Below are 21,789 nucleotides of genomic sequence, written 5' to 3' on the forward strand. Positions count from 1 at the left end.
GTGCGTTCAGCGCTTGGCCGCCGCCGCGACGACACGATGCACGAAGCGGAGCTTGTCGATGACAGGCGGCGCGAGCGTGAACGGATAGCCGTCGGGCATGCCGAGGCTGCGATTCAGGCTATTCAGGACATAAGTGAGTGGAAACCAGCGTTTCATGAGGTTATCAAACGTGGTTTCGTCGACGGGCGTCTGATCGGTAAGCGTCGGCTCGTGCGGACTATCGGGCACGAGCACGAGGCCGCACGATACGGCGGTATCGAGCGTGTCGACGATATGCAGATAATGCGCCCAGGTCTCCGCCCAGTCTTCCCACGGATGCATCGTGGCGTAGGCACTGATGAAGTTGTCTTCCCATTGAGCGGGCGGACCTTCCTGGTAATGGCGGTCGAGTGCGGCGGCGTAGTCGGCTTGTTCGTCGCCGAATGCAGTGCGAAACGGTGCGATGCGGGCGGTGTCCGCGATCAGGCGATCAAAGAAGTAATGCCCGGATTCATGACGGAAATGACCGAGCAAGGTGCGATACGGCTCGTGAAGCGCAGAGCGCGTTTTCTCGCGATGAGCATCGTCAGCTTCAGCGATGTTGAGCGTGATGATGCCGTTGTTATGGCCCGTCATTACGCCATGGCCTTGCGCATCGGCTTCGAGAAACTGGAATTCGAGGCCGCGCTCGGGATCTTCCTGACGCGACCTCACGGGCAGGCCCAACTCGGAAAACGTGTACAGCAGGCGGCGCTTCGCGGCTTCGATGCGATACCAGTAGACGCGGTTTTCCGGATTCGAGAGGTTGGGAATGGTGCTCGTCAATTGGCACGAGCAGCACAGCGGGTCGGCCGGATCGACGTCGGGCGCAGGAACGACCCAGTTGCAGACATTTTCGACCACGTAGTTATGGCACGGCCGATAGAGGAGATCTTTGGCGAGCGGATGCAGGCTGCGCCAGCGACCGTCCCCGTTTTCTTCGAAGGCGCTGATCTGACTGATCTCGGGCACATAGCCGAGCCGCGCGCCGCAGTTTTCGCAATGCGTGTTCTCGAAGAACACGAGCTGGTTGCAGCGATTGCAGTGAAAGGTCTTCATCGTGTGGTCGGCGGAAGTGTTATTGCGCGAGGTTCAGTGTGCGCGCTATCGGCGAAGCAGTCGCAAACATCGTGCCGTAGTCAGAACGTTTTTTCCATGACAAGCAGAAAAACGCGTTGCAGCGCGGCTTGTGTGCGCGGCGTCAATTGAGCAAAGGAGTCCGGTGTGTCCATTCGTGTCGCGTTGAACCATGTCACGCACTATCGCTATGACCGGCTCGTCGGTCTTTCGCCGCAAGTCGTGCGCTTGCGGCCTGCGCCCCATTGCCGGACGCCGATCGTGTCGTATTCGATGCGTGTCGAGCCAGAGGATCATTTCATCAACTGGCAGCAGGACGCGTTCGCGAACTATCAGGCGCGACTGGTTTTCCCCGAGAAAACGCGCGAATTCAAGGTAACGGTCGATCTCGTTGCGGAAATGGCCGTCTATAACCCGTTCGACTTTTTTCTCGAACCGGCCGCCGAAAAGTTTCCATTCAGCTATGCGCCAGAATTGCTGCATGATCTCGCGCCTTACATGGTCAAGCGTGAGCCGACTCCGCGCTTTGCCGCATTTGTCGAAAGTATCGATCGCTCCCCGCGCGCGACGATCGATTTTCTCGTCGAATTGAATCAAAGGCTATCCCACGAGATTCGCTATCTGATCCGCATGGAGCCGGGCGTGCAGACGCCCGAGGAAACGCTTGAAAGCGCGGCGGGTTCGTGCCGGGATTCGGGCTGGCTACTCGTGGAAACGCTGCGTCATCTCGGGCTGGCGGCGCGCTTCGTGTCGGGCTATCTGTTGCAGCTCGCACCGGATACCAAATCGCTCGATGGCCCGAGCGGCACCGAAGTGGACTTCACCGACCTGCACGCGTGGTGCGAAGTGTTCCTGCCTGGAGCGGGCTGGATAGGCTTCGATCCTACTTCCGGCCTGCTCGCCGGCGAAGGACATATTCCGGTCGCGTGCACGCCGGAGCCGGACAGTGCGGCACCGGTCTCTGGCGCGATTGACAAATGCGAAGTCGAATTCGTTCATGCGATGTCGATCGAGCGCGTGCTCGAAACGCCGCGCGTGACGAAGCCTTATAGCGAGGAAGACTGGAACGCGGTGCTGCGTATGGGCGAGCAGGTGGATGCGCGATTGAATGCATCCGATGTGCGTCTCACCATGGGTGGCGAGCCGACTTATGTTTCGGTTCGCGATCGCGATGAACCGGAATGGAACACCGATGCGCTGGGCCCGACGAAGCGCGCCTACGCCGTTTCGCTGATGGACAAGCTGCGCGCGCAGTACGGCGCAAGCGGCTTCCTGCACATCGGACAGGGCAAGTGGTATCCGGGCGAGCAATTGCCGCGCTGGGCGCTGTCGCTTTTCTGGCGCGCGGATGGCGAACCGTGCTGGCACGATCCGTCGCTTTTTGCGGACGAGCGGCAGCCCGCGTCTTACACATCGGATGACGCCGCGCGCTTCATTCGTCATCTCGCTGGCAAGTTGTCTTTGGATTCAAAATACATTCAACCCGCCTACGAGGATACGTGGTACTACCTGTGGCGCGAACGCCGCTTGCCGGTGAACGTCGATCCTTTCGACTCGCGTCTGGACGACGAACTCGAGCGCGCCCGGCTGCGGCGTGTGTTCGATGCAGGACTTCCGTCGATTACGGGCTACGCGCTGCCGATTTCGCGCGAAGACGCCCCCACGATGCAGCCGGGCCGCTGGACCAGCGGTCCGTGGTTCTTCCGCGACGAGCGCATGTACCTGATTCCGGGCGATTCGCCGATGGGCTACCGTTTGCCGCTCGACTCGCTGCCGTGGGTTTCGGAAGGCGATTATCCGTGGCAGCACGCGCACGATCCGTTCGCGCCGTCGACGCCATTGCGCACCGCGACTGAATTACGCATGCAATATGCGGATTTGGATAATGAATCGCGCATGCAAAATGCCGATGCGGTCGGAACGCGGCATGCAATGGCAACGGGTCCGTCGCGGGAGCGCGTCCCGCAACGCGGCGAGTCGGCTGGCTGGATCGCGCGGACCGCTGTGTGCGTGGAAGCGCGTGACCCCGCGCGCGCGGCCGGTCCGAAAGCGGAAGCCGACGCCCTCGAAAAGCTCGGCAACGGCAACAAGCTGATGCATGTCTTCATGCCGCCGCTCACCGAACTCGACGACTATCTCGATCTGCTTGCGGCCATCGAAGCCACGGCTTCCGATCTGAAGATTCCGGTCATTGTCGAAGGCTATCCGCCGCCGCGCGATGCGCGTCTCAAGATGCTCCAGGTGACGCCGGATCCGGGCGTGATCGAGGTGAACATTCATCCGGCTGCGAACTGGAACGATCTTGTCGAACACACGGAGTTCTTGTACAACGCGGCGCACGAGTCGTATTTAAGCCCCGAGAAATTCATGCTCGATGGCCGGCACACCGGCACCGGCGGCGGCAATCACTTCGTGCTTGGCGGTGCGACACCCGCCGACAGTCCATTCCTTCGTCGCCCCGATCTGCTTGCGAGCCTGATCGCGTACTGGCATAACCATCCATCGCTGTCGATGCTGTTTTCAGGGCTTTTTATCGGTCCGACGAGTCAGGCGCCGCGCGTCGACGAAGCACGCAACGATCAGGTCTATGAACTCGAGATCGCGTTCGCCGAACTGCAAAGACAACTCGACATGCTCGGCGGACGCGGCAATGCCACTGTGCCGCCGTGGCTTATCGACCGCATTTTGCGCAACATCCTGATCGACGTAACGGGCAACACGCACCGCGCGGAGTTTTGCATCGACAAGCTGTATTCGCCCGACGGACCCACTGGCCGGCTCGGCCTGCTCGAACTGCGCGGCTTCGAAATGCCGCCGCACGCGCGCATGAGTCTCGTGCAACAACTGTTGTTGCGCGCGCTCGTTGCACGATTTTGGAACGCCCCCTATACCGCGCGACTCACGCGCTGGGGCACCGAACTGCATGACCGGTTCATGCTCGGCACTTTCGTGCAAATGGATTTCGACGACGTGCTCAGCGAGTTGCGCGAAGCGGGCTTCGCATTCGAGCGAAGCTGGTTCGCGCCGCATTTCGAGTTCCGCTTCCCACTCGTCGGCGCATACGATACGAACGGCATCGCGCTCACGATCCGCAATGCACTCGAACCGTGGCACGTCATGGGCGAAGAGGGCGCGATCGGCGGCACGGTGCGTTTCGTCGATTCATCCGTCGAACGTCTCGAAGTGCGCGTGCTCGGACTGAATGGCAATCGGCATGTCGTAACTGTCAATGGCGAGACGCTGCCGCTGCAACCTACAGGGCGCGTAAGCGAATACGTGGCCGGCGTGCGCTTTCGCGCGTGGTCGCAAGCCGCATCCCTGCATCCGACCATCGACGTACATGCGCCGCTTACCTTCGATATCGTCGATACATGGACCGGACGCGCGATCGGGGGATGTCAGTACCACGTCGCGCATCCGGGCGGACGCAACTATCAAACCTTCCCGGTCAACGCCTATGAAGCCGAAAGCCGCAGGCGCGCACGCTTCTTCGCGACAGGACACACGCCCGGTGCGATGCATGTCGAAGCCCGCGAACGCAGCCTCGAATTCCCGTTCACGCTCGACCTGCGCTATCGTTGAAGTGCAATCATCATTCGAATAAAGAACAGAGACGACATTGGCCTATCAATCGACCTTGCCTTTCGACATCGCCTCGGCCCGCATCGATGCGCTCGCGCTGCTGCGCACGCTGCCCGCGCGCGAAGGGCATTGGGACGAATTGCGCGACGCGGCAGGCCAGTTGCGTGAGCCCTGGCGTCAGTTTTTCGAATTGCTCGGCGAGCAGGGCGTCGAGCGGCTCGACGATGGCGTCGCCGCCGTCGCGCAGCAGGTGCGCGACAACGACATCACGTACAACGTGTATGCCGATAACGGCAAGCCGCGTGCGTGGTCGCTCGATCTCCTGCCGCTCATCATCGATGAAGAAGAGTGGGCGCTGATCGAGCGCGGCGTTGCGCAACGCGCGCGCTTGATGGAAGCGATCGTCGCGGATGTCTATGGTCCGCAGACATTGCTGCATCGCGGCCTGCTGCCGGGCGCGCTCGTCTTCGGGCATCCCGGCTACTTGCGCGCGGTGAAGGGTTTCATGCCGCCGTGCGGCCGCTTTCTGCAGATCGTCGCTGTCGATCTCGCGCGCGCGCCATCCGGCTCGTGGACGGTCATCGCGCATCGCACCGAAGTGCCTTCCGGTTTGGGTTATGCGCTCGAAAACAGATTGATCGTCTCGAGCCTCTTCGCCGATCCCTTTCGCGCGATGCATGTGAGCCGTCTCGCGGCGACCTATTCGCAACTCATCGCGACGATCGCGCAAGCGGCTCGCGCGACGATGCACGATGACGACGACGGCCGCAGCGATGCATCGAACGATGCGCCGCATATCGCGTTGCTGAGTCCCGGCCCATTCAGCGAGACTTACTTCGAGCATGTGTTTCTCGCGCGATATCTGGGCGTGACGCTCGTCGAAGGCAAGGACCTCACGGTGCGGCACGACAAGCTCTATCTGAAGACGCTTGCCGGCCTGTCGCGCGTGCACGCAGTGATACGGCGTCTTGACGATGCATTCTGCGATCCCGTCGAATTGCGCGCGGACTCCACCATCGGCGTGCCCGGCTTGCTGCAGGTCATGCGTGCGGGCAATGTGATGGTGTCGAACGTGCCGGGCGCGGGCTTCACGGAATCCCCCGCGCTCAACGCGTTTTTGCCGGGCATTGCGCAAGCCTTGCTGGATGAAACTCTGGAATTGCCGACGGTGCCGACATGGTGGTGCGGCGAAGAAGCCGCGCGGTCCGAAGTATTCGAGCGCCTCGATCACGCGCTCATCGCGCCGACATGGCCTGGCGCGCAGGCCGATCACGCACCGGGCATCGATGCGGGCGTGCAGGCGCTTTCGGCATGGCGCGAACGCATCGAACGCGCGCCGGATGTCTTCACGGTGCAGGAGAATCTGCCGTTCTCCACGGCGCCGCGCTTTCATGATGGCGCGCTCGGCTCGCGTCCATGCGTGCTGCGCGCCTATGCGATCGCCAACATCGACGGAAGCTGGAGCGTGATGCCAGGCGGCTTCACGCGGCTCGCGGCCGACAAGCGCGCGACCGTGTCCATGCAGTTCGGCGGCAGCAGCGTCGATACATGGGTGATGTCGAGCCAGCCCGGTAGCGCCGTGTCGTTGCAACCGACGCCGATGAAGCCGGGCGAGCTGCGCAAGCATCGCATCGTGTCGAGCCGAGCCGCGGAGAATCTTTTCTGGGCGGGTCGTTATGGCGAGCGCGCGGAAAACAACGTGCGCTTGTGCCGCCTTCTGCTCGGCATGCTCGATGGCAACGATGCTGAAGAACTCTTTCCGACGCTCACTGAACTCGCATCGCAATGCGGACTCATCCCATCGGGCGAAACGCTCGCGCGCAGCACGCCGCAAGCGTTCGAACGTGTGCTCGTCGCGGGCTTGCCGGAATCGAGCAAAGCGACGAGCATCGGCGACAATCTCGCGGATCAGGCGCGCGCATGTGGCGAAATTCGCGACCGGCTTTCGACGGACCACTGGCGCACGATCCTCGCATCGCGCAACGACTTTCGTGATGCGCTCGCGCGTCTCTCGCCGAGCGATAAGGCAGATGAAGGCACGGTTCGCATTGGCCGCGATTACGATCGCGTGATGCTTGCAGGCGCGCTCGAACATCTTGCGACGCAATTGTCCGCAATCAGCGGCGCGCAAGGCGATCGCATGACGCGTGATGAAGCATGGCGGCTGCTCTTCATCGGAAGACATATCGAACGCGTATCGACGATGGCTACGATCCTGCATGTCGTCGCCGAGCGGGGCACGCTCGCGTCGCCCGCGGGCTTCGATCTTCTCTTGCAACTCTTCGACAGCACGCTCACGTATCGCTCGCTTTATCCGGGAAGACTCGAAGTGCCGGCGTTGATCGATCTCATCGTCGTCGATCAAACCAATCCGCGCGGACTCTATGGGGTGTACTCGCGCTTGCGTACGAAGCTCGATGAGATCGCTGCCGCAGCCGGTGGCGCACGCCGCGCACAAGCGACACGTTTCGCTGATCTTCTCGTTCACGCCGATGCGTTGCCCGATCTCACCGCGCTCTGCGAAACGCGGGCCGATGGCCGTCACGATGCGCTGATCGCGGTATGCGACCGGCTCATTGCGTCGGTCAGCGCGGCATCGAACGAAGTCAGCGCGCGCTACTTCAGTCACGCGAATACGCTTGCCGCACAGGTGTCGTCATGAGCCTTGGCCTGAACGATACCGTGCTCGCGGTCACGCATCGGACCACCTATCGATACTCGACGCCCGTCGAAATCGCGCAGCACCTGGCGACGATCCGTCCGCTGCATTGTCCCTGGCAGCAGGTTATCTCGCATACCGAGCGCATCGATCCGGTACCGTCTTATGTGCATAGCCGCGTCGATGCATTCGGCAATGACGTGTTGTACTTCTCGCTCGATGCGCCGCACGAACGGCTTTCGATGACGAGCGAAACCACGGTCCGGCTTACGCCGCGCTGGGATGCGCTCGATGCCGAAGCGACGCCGCCTTGGGAAGATGTCGCGGATCGCTTGCGCTACAGCGCGAGTGGTTCGTTCTATCCGGAAAGCGAATTCTGTTATGCGTCGCCCAATATCTCGCTCGATCATGCATTGCGCGCGTATGCGCAAGCGAGCTTCGATAAGGGCACGCCGCTCGTCGCGGGCGCCATCGATCTGATGCATCGCATTCATGCGGACTTCGACTACAAACCGTCTGCGACTGCGTTCGATACGCCCGCATCGCGTGCGTTCGAATTGCGTCATGGCGTGTGTCAGGACTTCTCGCAAGTGATGATCGGCTGCCTGCGTGCGCTTGGATTGCCTGCTCGTTATGTGAGCGGCTATCTGCGCAACGATCCGCCGCCGGGGCACCCGAGGTTGATCGGCGCCGATGCTTCGCATGCGTGGGTGTCGGTGCATTGTCCGCAAAGCGGATGGATCGACCTCGATCCGACCAATGATGTGCTCGCGGACCTCGACCATGTGACGCTCGCGACGGGGCGCGATTACAGCGATGTGTCGTTGCTGCGCGGGATGATTCTCGGCGGAGGCGCGCACCATGTGGATGTGGCGGTGAATGTGCTGGCGTTATAAGGTGCATGTCCATGCAAAGAAAGCACGCGATCCCATACTGCGTTAATGTTTAGGGCTTTCGTCGCCATGCGCAGGCTTTAGCGCATGCCTTTCGCTTTGCAAGGAGATTCGCACGATGGAATACGTGAAACTGGGCGCGACCGGTCTCGAGGTGTCGCGGCTCTGTCTTGGTTGCATGACCTACGGCGCGCCCGATCGTGGCACGCATCCCTGGACGCTCGATGAGGAAAAGAGCCGTCCGCTCATCAAGGAAGCATTGGACGCGGGCATCAATTTCTTCGACACGGCCAATACTTACTCGGACGGCACGTCGGAGGAAATCGTCGGACGTGCGCTGCGCGATTTCACGAAGCGCGACGACATCGTCATCGCGACGAAGGTATTCAATCGCATGCGTCCCGGTCCGAATGGCGCGGGGCTCTCGCGCAAGGCGATCTTCAACGAAATCGATAACAGCCTGAAGCGGCTCGGGACCGATTACGTCGATCTCTATCAGATTCATCGATGGGATTACACGACGCCGATTGAGGAAACGCTCGAAGCACTACATGATGTCGTGAAGGCGGGCAAGGCGCGTTATATCGGCGCATCGTCGATGTATGCGTGGCAGTTCAGCAAAGCGCTCTATACCTCTCGCGCGAACGGATGGACCGAGTTCAGAACGATGCAGAATCATTTGAATCTGCTGTATCGCGAGGAAGAACGCGAGATGATGCCGCTTTGCAGGGATCAGGGCATCGGCGTGTTGCCCTGGAGTCCGCTTGCGCGCGGCCGTCTCACGCGCGAATGGGACGCGACGAGCGCGCGTCAGGAATCGGATACCTTCGGCAGCACGCTGTATCGCACCGACGATGCCGATCGCGCGGTCGTCGAAGCCGTGGCTGCAGTCGCGAAGGCACGCGGCGTGCCGCGTGCGCAAGTGGCGCTCGCGTGGGTTGCGCAGAAGGCGCCAGTGAGCGCGCCGATCATCGGTGCATCGAAACCGGGACATGTGAGCGATGCGGTCGCGGCCTTATCGCTGAATCTCACGGCGGACGAGATCGCGCAACTCGAAGCACCGTATGTGCCGCATGCCGTGTCCGGTTTCAAATGACGCGACTCATAACTGCGATTCGATCGGCAAGATCCCGAGCATCCAGATCCCTGCGCGTTTGAGCGCAGACACGTCCGGCTCGCTATCGAGTTCGGTCGTGTTGCCGTTTGCGTCGGTGTCGATCCACACCATGCGTTTGCTGCCGTTGCCGTCATCGTGCAATTCGACGCGCCACGCAATGCGATCGATGTTCGTGCCGATGCCGTCAGTCACATACTCGGCCGCATCCGCGCTTTCGCAATAGACGCCGATTTCCGTGTTCAACTCAACGGAACGCGGATCGAGATTCATCGAGCCGATGAAGATGCGCTTGCGATCAAACACATATGTCTTCGCATGAAGCGACGCCTTCGACGATCCGAATGTCGTTTTCTTCGCGGTCTTGTCGGCGTCGCTCGATGCAACGGGCTTCAGCTCATATAGCCTCACGCCGGCTTCGAGCATATCCTTTCGATAGCGCTGATAGCCCGCATGCACCGCGGCGACATCGGTGGCGGCGAGAGAATTCGTGAGCACGGTGACACGCACGCCACGCGATGTCATCGATTGCAGCCATCGCACGCCTTCCTTGCGCGGGACGAAGTATGGCGACACGATCAGCATTTCCCGCGCGGGTTCGAAATCCAACGCCTTGAATTGCGACATCAGATGGCCTTCGCTGTCGCCGGGCGCGCGCGTGATCTTTGCGGGATCGTCATACAGAAGCGTGGCCTTGCCCCACGAAAAAGCCGTGTCGTGCGCCTCGATAACTTTGGTGTAACGCTCGCGAACTTGCGCGACATAGGGCGAACTCTGTTCCGACAACAAATACGTGTCGAGCTTCTGGCGATAACCGGCGAGCGCGCCGGGGTCGGCGTGACGTCGCATCAGGTTATCGATCGGATAGGCTGCATCCGAGTTCCAGTACAGGTCGAATGCGCTCGATACGTCGCGCACGACGGGGCCATGCACGAGCACATCGAGATCGCCGAACGCGACCGTGCTCGACGCGCCGAAGTATTCGTCGCCGATATTGCGTCCGCCGAGAATCGCGGCCTGGTTATCGGCGATGAGCGCCTTGTTGTGCATCCGCCGATTCACGCGAAAGAACTCGATCGCGGAGCCTAGCTTCTTGAACGTGCGATTCGATACGGGATTGAAAAGCCGCACCTGCACGTTCGGATGCGAAGCGAGCGCGAGCAGGAACTGATCGTCCGCATTGGTGCCGAGGTCGTCGAGCAGGAGGCGCACGCGCACGCCGCGATCGGCGGCGCGCATGATCGATGCGGCCATTTCGCGGCCAGTCAGATCGTCGTGCCAGATGTAGTACTGGAGGTCGAGCGTGCGCTCCGCGGCTTCACTCAGAATCACGCGCGCGATGAGCGCGTCCATGCCGTTCGCTAGCAAATGAAACGCATTGTCGCCAGGATGCGCCGCTTCGCTCGCTGCGAAGGTCGTGCCGAGGCGCGTGTTCGCGGTGTCGGCCAGTGCATGCGTTTGCACGCGTGCCGTCTGCGGCGGAAGGCTCGCGCATGCGCTCATCAACAGTGTCAAAGCAAAGGCGATCCAAGTGCGAAGTTTCATTGCGTGACCTCAATTACGGAGTCCGTACTATGCCATGTTCTTTTCCTTCCGCGAATTTTCGTTCAAACGCGCGCGCACGAAGCTGACATGCTCGCGCAGCACATAGAGTGCATCGGCGTAGGCGAGCGGCAGCTTGAGCGTATCGAGCGATTCCTCGATGTAATCGAGTTCGATGACGAGCGCCCGCCGTTCGTCTTCGCTGGTGACGCGCATCGCGCCGCGTTCCACCGCGATCAGCGCACCGTAGTAGCGATAGATGCGCGAGCGCACGCGCCAGCGATACAGCGCGGGCACGAGCCGCAGCGCAGGAAAGATGAGCACGGCGACCGGGAGCAACAGCACAAGGGCGCGGTCCGCGATATTCGCGAGCCAGAACGGCAGCGTGCGATAGAGGAAGCTCTTGCCCGAGCGGTAATAGCGGCTCGCGTCTTCGCTGATCGGATACTCATGCGCGACGGGACTCGGAAATTGCCCCGCGCGTTGCAGCAGACCGGCAGAGCCGTGCACTTCCTGCGCGGCTTCGATGAGCAAGTCCGATAGCGCCGGATGCAGGCTTGGCCGCGCGACGAGTTCGACCGTGGGGCTGATCAGATGCACGGTCTCTGGCGGGATGCGGCGGCCGAGATCGAGCACACCGGGCGGCAATTCGATATCGTCGAGATAGGGAAAAAGACGCGTATAGGCGCCCGATTCCTTGAAGTCCATCACCGAGATGCCGGGCACGCGCAAGAGGCGCAACATCAGGCCGCGCGTTGCGGAATCGCCGGAGAGAAACACTGCGTCGGCCTCGTTGCTGACGAGTTGCGTCGCGGCTTGCAGGCCGTCGCTCGGAAGAAGCTGCGTGTCGCCGCCAGGATAGATGCCGTTCGCTTCCAGCAGCTTGAGCGACAGCGTGCGCGTGCCGCTGCCTTCGCGGCCTATCGCGATGCGCTTGCCTTCCAGTTGCGAGAGGAGGGTGAGACCCTTGCCTCGATAGAACACGACAAGCGGCACATACGACACGCTGCCGAGCGACATCAGTTGCGATGCCTGTTCCTTCGTCGCGATCCCGCCTTGCACGAGCGCGAGGTCGACGTGCTGCTTCGGATCGAGCAAGCGTTCGAGATTTTGCACGGAGCCATCCGAAGGCAGCACCTTCAGCGTGATGCCGTTACGCGCGAGCAGTTTCGCGTATTCCTGCGAGATGACGTAGAACGAGCTGTCGGGTTGACCCGCGCTCATCGTGATGGCTTTGGGCGGCGCCGGATCGACGAGCCAGTAGACGAGCGCGACGACGATCGCAATGACCAGCAAGACAGGACCGACCGTCCATGTAATGTCATGCAGGACGCCTTTCGCATGATCGCGAGGCAGATGCGGGCGTTTCATGCGATGCCTCGTCATGAGCGTGCGTTCGTGACTGCTTGCGTGACTGGAAAGACATCGAGCATGTCGTGCCTATGTCGGAAGCGGCGTTGCTTCGCAGTGTAACGCGCGGCGCGGTCAAAACGACAAGGCCGGCTCGCATGCGGCCGGCCTTCGCTTTCAATCGATCCTCGATCAAGCCCAGTGTGCGGGAATCCAGTACCTGCCGACCCAGTGGCCCGGAATCAGGACCGCGCGATGCGGGACCACGTAGACGGTCTTCGCGGGCGGCGGGGGCGGCGCGACATACACCGTCCTGACCGGAGCCGGCGCGGGCGCGACGTACACGGTCTTGGCCGGCGGCGGAGCGACGACCACCGTCTTGGCGGGCGGCGGCGGAGGCGGTGTGACGACGACCGTCGACGAAGCGGGGGGCGGTGCGAACACCACGGTCGTCGCAGGCGGCGGGGGCGGCGGCACGATCACGGGCGCAGCGACGACGGTCGTTCCGGTGACGACCGGCGCCGTCGCGACCACCGTCGTGCTCGACGTCACCGTGCCGCCGCCGACTACCGTCGTGCTATGCGACCCGTTCGAGACCGTCGCGGTGCCCGACGTCGTGACCACGCCCGGCGCGACGCTCGTCGCGCTGCCTGAATGCGTGACGGTGCCGCCGTTGGCCGTGTTGACCGTGCCCGAGCGATTGCAGGTGTAGCCCGCGCAATTCGTCGATGCTGAGTGCGTCGACGTGTTGCCGTTCGGTCCCGTCACCGATCCCGATGACGAGTATTGGCCGGGCGCAGTACGCGTCACGGTATCGCTGCCGGTGGCGCTCTTGCCGTTCGGGCCGGTCGCGCTGCCGGTGTGCGAGCAACTGCCGCCCGCGCAGCTCGTGTCGCCCGCATGTTGCACCGAGCGGCCGTTCGGGCCGTATGCGGTGCCGGAGTTGGAGAACTGGCCCGGCGCGGTACGCGTAACGGTTCCGGAGTTGGTGCCGACGCGGCCCCATGGATTCTCGACGCCGCCCGCATGCGAGCAACTGCCGCCGCCGCACGAGCCGACGTGCGCGCCCTGATATTCGCCGCGACCGGTGTAGGCCGTGCCGCCACGAGCCCAGCCCGCGAAGGCGGAGCTGCTGCACAGCGTAAGCGCGGCGGCCGCCGCGACGACGAGCAACTTGCGCACGCGGCGCTTGCTTGAGGGCGCGTCGGAGGCGAACGCAACGTGGGCGTTTGAAGCGAAAGTCGATCTGTTTTTCACGGGATGTCCTTCTCGGTTCCTTAGGCCACGTTGCGTTTCGAGTGGCGACGGAAGTGACTATAGAGAAACGGTCTTGCGAAGTCCCGCGGTAACTTATTTCACGCCATGTCATGGCTGATGGCATCGTGCTATGCCTTATGGCACGGGCTTTTGCAGCATTTCCAATAACTTTGCGAAGTGCGCGCGCAACACGATTTCGCGCATTGCGTCACACTTGCTGCTGCCGTCCGGCTTAATCGTCATAACAATCGAAATCATCATGGCCACATCTACTCCGATCAAAGTCGCCGTTCTCGACGATTATCAGAACATCGCGCTCTCGATGGCCGACTGGTCGCCGCTCGAGGCTCGCGCTGAAATTACCGTGTTCAACGATCACATCGCGGAGCGCGGCGCGTTGCTCGAACGTCTGCGCCCCTTCGATGTTGTCTGCGCGATGCGCGAACGCACGCCGTTCTCGCGCGACATCATCGAGAGCCTGCCTAACCTTAAGCTGATTGCATCGACGGGCGCGGCGAATGCATCGATCGATCTCGATGCCGCATCCGAACGCGGCGTCGAAGTGCGGCATACGGGCTATACGTCCACACCGACGATCGAATTCACGTGGGCGCTCATTCTCTCGATGATGCGCAACATTCCCGCCGAGAATCGCTCGCTCAAGGAGGGCGGCTGGCAGATTGCGCTCGGCACCGAACTCGCGGGCAAGACACTCGGCTTGCTGGGTCTCGGTCGCGTGGGGTCGGCCGTCGGCGTGATCGGCCGCGCGTTTCGCATGAACGTGGTCGCGTGGAGCCAGAACCTCACACGTGAGCGCGCGGAAGAAAAGGGCGTGCAACTAGTGGACAAAGACACGCTCTTCAAGACCTCCGACGTGCTCTCGATTCATGTTCGCCTCAGCGAGCGCACGCAACATCTCGTCGGTGCACGGGAATTTGCGCAGATGAAGCCGACGAGCCGCATCGTCAACACGTCGCGCGGACCGATCGTCGATAGCGCCGCGCTCGTCGATGCGTTGAAGTCGGGCAAGCTCGCGGGCGCGGCAATCGACGTCTACGATGAAGAGCCGCTCGCTGCGAACGACGTGCTGCGTTCACTGCCGAACGTGCTCGCGACGCCGCATATCGGCTATGTGGCGGAAGAGTTGTATCGCACGTTTTATGGCGATACGGTGCGCAATATCGTCGAATGGCTCGATGCGCGTCAGGGTTGAATCACGACGCGCCCGATTTGTCGGATGGCAGAAGCGAGAACAACGTTTCGATAGCGGCGCTCGCGCGGCGCTTGCCATCCGCGCGGCCCATCGCGAGATCGATGACCGCAAGCCCGACGACAAGCGCATGCACCATCGACACATGTTCTTTCGTGACGGCGAGACCCATTGCTTCGAGCATGCGCGTGATGCGTACCGCGACGCCTTCCGCGAGCTCGCGAAAGAGGCTGCGAATGGTTGGCTCTTCGTCGGCGGCTTGCGCGAGCGCCATCAATACGCGCGTGTTTTCGTGGCGCATCGCGACGTTGGCGATCGATGCAGCTGTGATCTTGGGCGATGCTTCGCCCGCGAAGGCATCGACGGCGGCGAGCTGGCCATCGATGGCCGTACGCGCGACAGCTTCGATCAACGCGAGGCGCGTGGGGAAATAATAAGTCAGATGACTCTGGCGCAGACCCGCGCGTGCAGCGACGCGCGGTTGCGTGAAGCCCGAATAACCTTCTTCGCGCAGAGTGGCAAGGGCGGCTTCGAGTATGGTCTGTCGACGATCCTGCACAGGGCGCGATCCACGTTTGGTTGAATTACCAAACCTTAGCGCGGGCGATGCACGGCGTCAACCTTATGAATTGTCATACGACGGTGGTTGCGGATTATGCGCGGGGTTCGTGTCGAACTTGCGGATATCGGTGATCGCAGCGCTCGCGAGCGATCGAAGATCGGCTTCGAGCGCATCGGCGAGTGCCTTGTCATAGACTTCGTCGCCATTCACGTAGAGCGTGAACGCTTCGAGATATTTCGCTTTTTTAGCCGGGTTTTCGATGGTTTCGCGTGTCCACCGATAAAGCGGATAGTGCTCGATGCCATCCCTTTCGGCCTGCGCGACGTAATCCACGAAGGCGTCGTACTGGCATTTCAATTGAGCGTCGTGTTCGATCAGCAGCGCATTGATCGCCGCGAGCTTTTCGTTTGCCGGATCTCGACGCGCCAGCATCGCATACTCGGGCGCGAGACGGATTCGAACTTGATATTGCAAGGATTCAGTCATAACGCCCTTTTCATGTTGAAAGCTATTGATAACTTCGCGTGTGAATAATGCAGTTCATGCACTACACTTCCTCTCGCATCGCGAATCGAACAAGAGGAGAGTAACAGTGAGTCTTCGACATTCGATCTATTGCCCATGTTGCGACATGGCGCCGAACGCCGCAAGCCGCCGCCGCTTTCTTGCGCTCGCGGGTCAAAGCGCCGCCGCGCTCGCGCTCTTTCCGCATCTCGCATACGCCGATAACGACGTACCGTCCATCGCCTACGATTCCGTCCCCGACCCTGTACGCCTGCCTCGCGATATGTACTTCGGCGAATGCTCCGGCGTGGCGTTGAATTCGGCCGGGCATATCTTCGTGTTATCCCGCGGCAATAGCACGGGTCCCGCTTATGGCGCCGCCGCCGCGCAACTGCTCGAATTCGATCGCAATGGACGCTTCGTGCGCGAAATCGGCCATAACCTTTATGCCTGGTCGTTCGCCCATACTGTGAAAGTGGATCGGCAAGACAATGTCTGGGTAACGGACAAGGGCTCGGACATGATCATCAAGTTCACGCCTGAAGGCCGCGTCGCGATGGTGTTCGGTCGCAAGCAGGAAGCGTCGGACGAAGAGACTGCGCCGCTCAAGCATCCGAATCCGCCGCTGCCTTCGGAGCCGGGGCGTTTCCGGCAAGTCACCGACGTCGCGTGGGACGCATCGGGAAATACCTATATCAGCGACGGATACATCAACTCGCGCGTCGCGAAGGTCGACAAGGACGGCAACTGGCTCAAGTCGTGGGGCGAGCGCGGGAAGGAGCCGGGGCAATTCCATACGCCGCATAGCATTGCTGTCGATAGAAACGGGCTTGTCTATGTCGCCGATCGAAGCAACCGGCGCATTCAGGTATTCGACGACGAAGGCAATTTTCAGCGGCAATTCACGATCGATGTACCCGTGCCGCCCGATGCGCGTCCGGCTATCGGCAACATGCCCGACGAAGCGGCGATAGCAGCGGGAACATTTGCGCCGGGTTCACCTTGGGCCATTTGCATTTCGCCGGGGCCGAATCAAGTGCTGTATTCCGCCGATGCGTTTCCCGGCCGGATTTACAAGTTATCGCTCGACGGAAGATTGCTCGGCGTACTCGGACGATCCGGCAAGCAATTGAAGCAGTTCGGATGGATTCATGAAATGGCGTGTCCTTCAGGAGGCACTTTGTTCGTCGCGGAGTTGCTCAATTGGCGCGTGCAGAAGCTCCTACTGCATGGGTGATCGCATCACTGCTTCGAGGGCTTGGATCGCATCGACATAATGGGCTTGGGCTGCGCGTCGCATCGATCTTCGCGCCACGCGCGCAACGTATCGAGCGCGACGGAATTGCGCACATAGCGATGCCACACGAATGCGAGATCGAAGATCAGGATCGCGAGCCACCACGCATAGAGAAAGAAAGCGCCACCAAGCACGACGGGCCACAAGGGTTTGCCCGCGAGATCGCCCCATAGTCTGACGCCCACGATCAGCACCATCATCAGCGTGCCGAGCGCGACGAGAATACGCCGTCCCCAGTGCGGTTTGCGCGGCGCGAGCCAGCCGCTTATTGCGCAGACGAGGCCCGCAAGTACGAAGACCGCCTTGCCGACGACAGGATCGGCGCTATCGCGATGCAGGATATCGGCGAACGGGCTCGCGAGAAAAGCCGCCACGCCGCTCAACAGCACGAACCAGAAGATCAGCGCACCTGCGACGAACGACAGTAGCGCGACGATGCGCCAACGCAGCCATGCGGCCGTGCGATTTGTGCCTCGCGCCTTGACGAGACGCGGAAGGCGTGCGGCAACCGTCGTTCCCATCAAAAGGCAGGCGAGCGCGAACACCGAGCGCGTGAGATAGATGAATTCGGGCGCGGTGCTCGTGCCGCCCGCGCCCGAATCGGAAGTTGCGGTGACAGCTTTATAGATGAAGAACACCGCGAGCAGATGCAGCGCGAAGCTCAGAAGATAAGGAATTGCCGTGCTCACGATGCCGCGAAAATGCCTGTTTTGAGGGGTTTTCGCGGTGCTTCGGTCGAGCACGACGTTCTCGATGAAGTGGCCGAAGACATCGCCGTCGGTCCAGTAATCGGTGTGCGCTTTCCCCGGCAGCCAGTAGCGCGAAAAGCCAATGTCATGCACCGGCTCGAATTCGAATGCGAGACAACCATGACGACCGAGATAGGCGCGCGCCGTATCGAGTGCGAAGCCGACGGGATCGCCGAAGTCATAATAGTTGCGCCACCTGATGCGTGAAGGCAGCGTGATCGGGCCGCCTGGACGCTCGATCTGCGTGACGGCATCGCCCTTGCGTTCGCTCCTTAGCGCCATGCCTTCCCATAGCTTCGGCCATAAAAGGATGTGCTTGTCGATCGGCGAGCCGATGGTCATGAAGCCACGCAGACTCTGCACCCAGTCAGTACCGATGATCTGCTTGCCGTCCTTCGGGTCGATGACGGTCGGTCTCGATAGCGCCTGCAGGATGCCGAGAAAACTGATCACGGTCCCTTCGCTATGCGCGACGATATACACCTCGGGCGCACACTGACAACGCGCGGTGGCGAGCGCGACAAGCCGCTCCATCACACGATGAAAGCGAAAGACGATGGTCTCTCGATGCTGCCTGAAATCCGCGACGAGCTGCACGTCGCCGACATAATCGCGCAGCATCGGCGCGAGATCGAACTTGAAAATGCCGGCTTTCTCCGTCACCGCGAGCAGGCTTTGCATGACGGCCACCGTTTCGACGATCTCTTCGACGACGCCCGACGCGAGCGAAAAGTCCGCGGGTTCGAGCTTGCGTTCATCGACGTTGAGCATGTAGGTCGCTTGCGCGCGACTCACGATCGACAGTCCCCACGCCTTGCTCTCTTCGAGCGTGTCGTCCTGCTTCACGACTTCGCGCGGAATGTCGGCCCAATACACTTCCGCGAAACCGAGCGCCGAATAGAAGTCGCGTTGCTCCGCGGTATAGGGACCGCCCGGCGGCAGATCGAGCTGGCGCACGTCGACTTCGCCGACGCCCGCGATATCGAAGTAGCCGAGTGGCATCACGGGAAGCGGCGGGTCATAACGCGCGCCGAACTGGCTCGCGACCGAGCGCACCGTGTCACTGTGCAACTGATTGCCGATGCCGTGTATCGCGACGACGATCTTCTGCACGCGCGGCGCTGTCGGCAGTTCGGGCGCGGGCGTCGTTTGCGATGATGCGTCCATGAGCGTCTCCCGATGACGGTTCGTCAGCGCTTTTCACGTACACGGCTTTGCGGCTTCGGCAGCGGCCCGGCCGCTCGAAGCAGATTAGTTCATTTTTTAGACAATAGTGCGAAATGATCGGCGCCGTGTTTGCACTTTGCATGCGTGATGCCGAATGCAGGATGCAACAGCGGTCGATTGCATGCCCGAGAGTTCAGCCGCCGTGTGCAAGTCCTGTTTCCATTGCCACGCCGTTCCACAGATGCATCGCCGCATACGCTCTCCAGGGCCGCCAGCGTTCGGTACGCGCGCGCTGCTGGGCGGGCTTCACAAGCGATGGGTCGCGGCGCGCGATCGCCTGCATCAGGACGAGATCGGCTTCGGGCCAGGCGTCGGGATCGCGCAGCGCACGCATCGCGACATAGCCGACGGTCCACGGCCCGATGCCTGGCATGGCGAGCATGTCGCGTTTCACGCGTTCGGGATCGGCGCCGGGTTCATCGAGAGGAAGCGCGCCGGTTGCGACCGCGTGCGCGAAACGCTGCACGGTCTCGATGCGCTTGGTCGGCATGCCGATCTTCTCCAGATCCGCTGCGGCGAGTTCGGCGGGCGTCGGAAAGCGCCACGCGGTGCCCTCATGCGGATGGCCTTCGATCTTTTTGCCCGCGCGCTGCACGATGCGGTTCATGATCGTCGACGCGCCTTTGACGCTCACCTGCTGCCCGACGATGGTCCGCACCACAAGTTCGAAGCCGGACCACGCACCCGGCACGCGCAGGCCGGGCGCGGCTTCGACGAGCGGCGCGAGCACCGGATCGCCGGCGAGACAGCGAGCGATTTCGTGCGGATCGGCGTGCAGATCGAACATGCGCGCGAGCGGCGCGGCGAGGTCGCCGGCGTGCTGCGCCACCGCACCCTCGACATTCACGACGAGCCGATGCCTGCGTTCATGCGGCCGGACTTCGACGGTGCCCTCGGCGCCTTGCCATTCGATCGCGCGCCGATACACGCCGTCCTCGACCGACTCGACGCCCGCCGACGCGCGACCGCCGATAAATTTCAGCATCCGCGTCCAGTCGAAAGGCCGCTTGAAGGGCAGCTCGAGCGTGGCGGTCGATGTGCTGATGGTCGAATGCATTTTGAATGCCGAATGCGCGATGGTCGAATGAATGCGAATGTTACTCCGGCGAACCGGATGCCCGTCGCGGCGCCAAGCTCATTCTTCGCTAACCCTCGGCGACGACAATGCCTCACATCGACAGCAGCTAGTCCATCTCAGCCAACCGAAGGAGCCGAACATGAACGCCATCTCGATCAGCATCGTCGCCATCGTCATCACCGCTGCGCTCGCGGCCATCGCGCCGGTCACGCACTTCACGCAGCGTGAGATCGCCGTGCTGAGCGCCCATGCCGCGAACACGCGCGCCGAAGTCCAAATCGGCTCGGGTAGCGGACTGACGGCGTGATCGATGCGCCGATCAGCGGCGCGTCGCCAGTTCCATCGTGCTCGCGTTGAGCATCTGTCTGAATTCGGGATCGTGGGAAAGAATCTGGCGCGCGCTCGTGAGCAGTTGCGGGCGACGCTCCCACTGATCGGAGCGCACGACGCAGCGCGCGAGCACATCGCCGTAGATCACATCAAGCCCTTCGCGGTCGTGCGCCGTGGTGAGTCGGGCGATGCGGACTTTCTCGTCACGCGTGAGTCCGCGTGTTAGACAGTCGACGGTCTCGCGGTCCATTCCCGCTTGGGCAGTGTCGAAGTCCGTCGAGTGATAGAAAGTAACGCCCGTGATGACGAACGCCGCGCCGAGTGCGATGCATGCCCCTCGAATCTTGGTCATCGTTTTCCCCGATGGTAGGCTCTGACGCCCTTCGCGCCATACCTTACCTTCCGCGAAATCACGCGACCGTTCTATTCGCTACCGCCCGTCCGGCGTCGGCTTGGCCGTTGAGCGCTTTCTCGATGGCGCCGGCTTCACCGTCGTCAACGTGCGCTCCGCGAGCACCGCATCGCGCTTGGAGAGCAAATGCTTGCGCAGGATCTCGCCCATGCGTCGGCCATCGCGCGTTTCGAGCGCTTCGATCATTTCTTCGTGATCGCGAATCGCGCTGTCCCACTTCGGTGTCTGGAAATTCGAACGAAAGCGCAATGCCATGAGACGCCGGTTGATCGATACGTAAGTCTGACGCAAGGCCGTATTGCGCGCCGCTTCGTTGATCTTGTCGTGGATGGCCTGGTTGCGGCTGTAGTAGCCGGAGAGATCGTTCTGCGCGCGGCACGCGAGCATCGCGTAATGCAGCGCCTTGATCTCGGCGATCTCCAGCGGCGTGATGCGCTCGCACGCGAGTTCGCCTGAGAACGCCTCCAGCCCGCTCATCAATTCGAACATCTCGCGAATTTCGAACTCGCTCATCTGCGATACCGACGCCCCCCGGTTCGGCGAAATCTCGATCAGCCCTTCGGCCGCGAGCACCTTCAACGCCTCGCGCAGCGGCGTGCGCGAAATGCCGAGCGTCTCACACAGCTTGCGCTCGTTGAGCTTGACGCCGGGAGCAAGCAAGCCTTCGACGATGAAGCCGCGCAAGTGATCGACGACGGTGTCGTGCAGACGCAGGCGCTCTAACTTCGGAAGCGAGGACGAAACGTGCACGTCTGGTAAATCGGGATTTTGCATTCAATACCTCGCAATCTATTTGCGGCAATTTTAACGCAGTGCCAGCGGAAAAAACCGCCAGCGGGTTATCCCTAGGCCGTTCGGTCTATGTATTCCTTTACCTGCGGTTGTCGCTGCGTTATTGTATTTTGCATGCAAAATTACATTTACAAGG

Annotated in this window: 18 protein-coding genes; 7 read left to right on the forward strand and 11 right to left on the reverse strand. The window is 61.6% G+C overall.

The genetic code is table 11. From position 1 onward, the window contains the following. Positions 1–6: 6 nt before the first annotated feature. Entirely contained in the window at positions 7–1,077 is a 1,071-nt protein-coding gene (locus LDZ23_RS25980) for a zinc-binding metallopeptidase family protein (RefSeq protein ID WP_008347807.1), read from the reverse strand. A 165-nt stretch (positions 1,078–1,242) separates the two neighbouring features. Here LDZ23_RS25980 and LDZ23_RS25985 point away from each other — a divergent pair, with 165 nt between their 5' ends. The 4 genes from LDZ23_RS25985 to LDZ23_RS26000 all read left to right on the forward strand — a co-directional run bounded on the left by LDZ23_RS25985 (position 1,243) and on the right by LDZ23_RS26000 (position 9,325). Next, a complete protein-coding gene (locus tag LDZ23_RS25985) occupies positions 1,243–4,677 on the forward strand; it encodes a transglutaminase family protein (RefSeq protein ID WP_008347808.1) in 3,435 nt (1,144 codons plus the stop codon). Positions 4,678–4,714: 37 nt separating this feature from the next. Then, positions 4,715–7,339, forward strand: coding sequence for a circularly permuted type 2 ATP-grasp protein (locus LDZ23_RS25990; RefSeq protein WP_008347809.1), 2,625 nt, complete (start codon positions 4,715–4,717; stop codon positions 7,337–7,339). After that, positions 7,336–8,232: a transglutaminase family protein gene (locus tag LDZ23_RS25995; RefSeq protein ID WP_008347810.1), complete on the forward strand. Its 897-nt coding sequence runs from the start codon at positions 7,336–7,338 to the stop codon at positions 8,230–8,232. Before LDZ23_RS25990 ends, LDZ23_RS25995 begins: the two co-directional genes overlap by 4 nt. A 115-nt stretch (positions 8,233–8,347) precedes the next feature. Further along, positions 8,348–9,325 carry an aldo/keto reductase gene (locus LDZ23_RS26000; RefSeq protein ID WP_244808262.1) on the forward strand — a complete coding sequence of 326 codons (978 nt, stop codon included), beginning with the start codon at positions 8,348–8,350 and terminating at the stop codon, positions 9,323–9,325. 6 nt (positions 9,326–9,331) lie between these two features. On the opposite strand, the gene LDZ23_RS26005 is transcribed toward LDZ23_RS26000, so the two are convergent. From LDZ23_RS26005 to LDZ23_RS34885, 4 genes are all read right to left on the reverse strand, one after another. Further along, entirely contained in the window at positions 9,332–10,888 is a 1,557-nt protein-coding gene (locus LDZ23_RS26005; protein WP_034470988.1) for a phospholipase D family protein, read from the reverse strand. A 27-nt stretch (positions 10,889–10,915) separates the two neighbouring features. Continuing rightward, complete coding sequence (locus LDZ23_RS26010; protein ID WP_404989960.1) at positions 10,916–12,256, reverse strand: TAXI family TRAP transporter solute-binding subunit; 1,341 nt, start codon at positions 12,254–12,256, stop codon at positions 10,916–10,918. Between the two features lie 171 nt (positions 12,257–12,427). Further along, a complete protein-coding gene (locus LDZ23_RS26015) occupies positions 12,428–13,417 on the reverse strand; it encodes a hypothetical protein (protein ID WP_008347816.1) in 990 nt (329 codons plus the stop codon). A 210-nt stretch (positions 13,418–13,627) separates the two neighbouring features. Beyond that, complete coding sequence (locus LDZ23_RS34885; RefSeq protein WP_268811657.1) at positions 13,628–13,753, reverse strand: hypothetical protein; 126 nt, start codon at positions 13,751–13,753, stop codon at positions 13,628–13,630. On the opposite strand from LDZ23_RS34885, the gene LDZ23_RS26020 reads away from it, so the two are divergent. After that, positions 13,752–14,705, forward strand: coding sequence for a D-2-hydroxyacid dehydrogenase family protein (locus tag LDZ23_RS26020; protein ID WP_033536257.1), 954 nt, complete (start codon positions 13,752–13,754; stop codon positions 14,703–14,705). The genes LDZ23_RS34885 and LDZ23_RS26020 overlap by 2 nt on opposite strands. Position 14,706: 1 nt before the next feature. On the opposite strand, the gene LDZ23_RS26025 is transcribed toward LDZ23_RS26020, so the two are convergent. Next, entirely contained in the window at positions 14,707–15,261 is a 555-nt protein-coding gene (locus LDZ23_RS26025; RefSeq protein WP_008347818.1) for a TetR/AcrR family transcriptional regulator, read from the reverse strand. Positions 15,262–15,324: 63 nt separating this feature from the next. Then, a complete protein-coding gene (locus tag LDZ23_RS26030) occupies positions 15,325–15,750 on the reverse strand; it encodes a hypothetical protein (RefSeq protein WP_008347819.1) in 426 nt (141 codons plus the stop codon). A gap of 145 nt (positions 15,751–15,895) precedes the next feature. Here LDZ23_RS26030 and LDZ23_RS26035 point away from each other — a divergent pair, with 145 nt between their 5' ends. Next, complete coding sequence (locus tag LDZ23_RS26035) at positions 15,896–17,005, forward strand: peptidyl-alpha-hydroxyglycine alpha-amidating lyase family protein (protein WP_425306904.1); 1,110 nt, start codon at positions 15,896–15,898, stop codon at positions 17,003–17,005. Positions 17,006–17,010: 5 nt separating this feature from the next. On the opposite strand, the gene LDZ23_RS26040 is transcribed toward LDZ23_RS26035, so the two are convergent. Beyond that, positions 17,011–18,981 (reverse strand): MFS transporter, encoded by a 1,971-nt coding sequence (locus tag LDZ23_RS26040; protein WP_008347821.1) that lies wholly within the window; start codon positions 18,979–18,981, stop codon positions 17,011–17,013. A gap of 193 nt (positions 18,982–19,174) precedes the next feature. Continuing rightward, on the reverse strand, positions 19,175–20,098 hold the full coding sequence (locus LDZ23_RS26045) for a DNA-3-methyladenine glycosylase family protein (protein ID WP_008347822.1): 924 nt from the start codon (positions 20,096–20,098) through the stop codon (positions 19,175–19,177). A 160-nt stretch (positions 20,099–20,258) separates the two neighbouring features. Here LDZ23_RS26045 and LDZ23_RS26050 point away from each other — a divergent pair, with 160 nt between their 5' ends. Then, positions 20,259–20,426 (forward strand): hypothetical protein, encoded by a 168-nt coding sequence (locus LDZ23_RS26050; RefSeq protein WP_167561845.1) that lies wholly within the window; start codon positions 20,259–20,261, stop codon positions 20,424–20,426. Between the two features lie 12 nt (positions 20,427–20,438). Here LDZ23_RS26050 and LDZ23_RS26055 read toward each other — a convergent pair whose 3' ends face one another. Together LDZ23_RS26055 and LDZ23_RS26060 are read right to left on the reverse strand one after the other, a co-directional pair. After that, positions 20,439–20,801 carry a hypothetical protein gene (locus LDZ23_RS26055; RefSeq protein WP_244808264.1) on the reverse strand — a complete coding sequence of 121 codons (363 nt, stop codon included), beginning with the start codon at positions 20,799–20,801 and terminating at the stop codon, positions 20,439–20,441. Between the two features lie 78 nt (positions 20,802–20,879). Next, positions 20,880–21,635 (reverse strand): GntR family transcriptional regulator, encoded by a 756-nt coding sequence (locus LDZ23_RS26060; RefSeq protein WP_034470980.1) that lies wholly within the window; start codon positions 21,633–21,635, stop codon positions 20,880–20,882. Positions 21,636–21,789: the final 154 nt, after the last annotated feature.

Origin of the sequence: Caballeronia zhejiangensis, from assembly GCF_022879815.1 — a bacterium.
GTDB lineage: Bacteria > Pseudomonadota > Gammaproteobacteria > Burkholderiales > Burkholderiaceae > Caballeronia > Caballeronia zhejiangensis.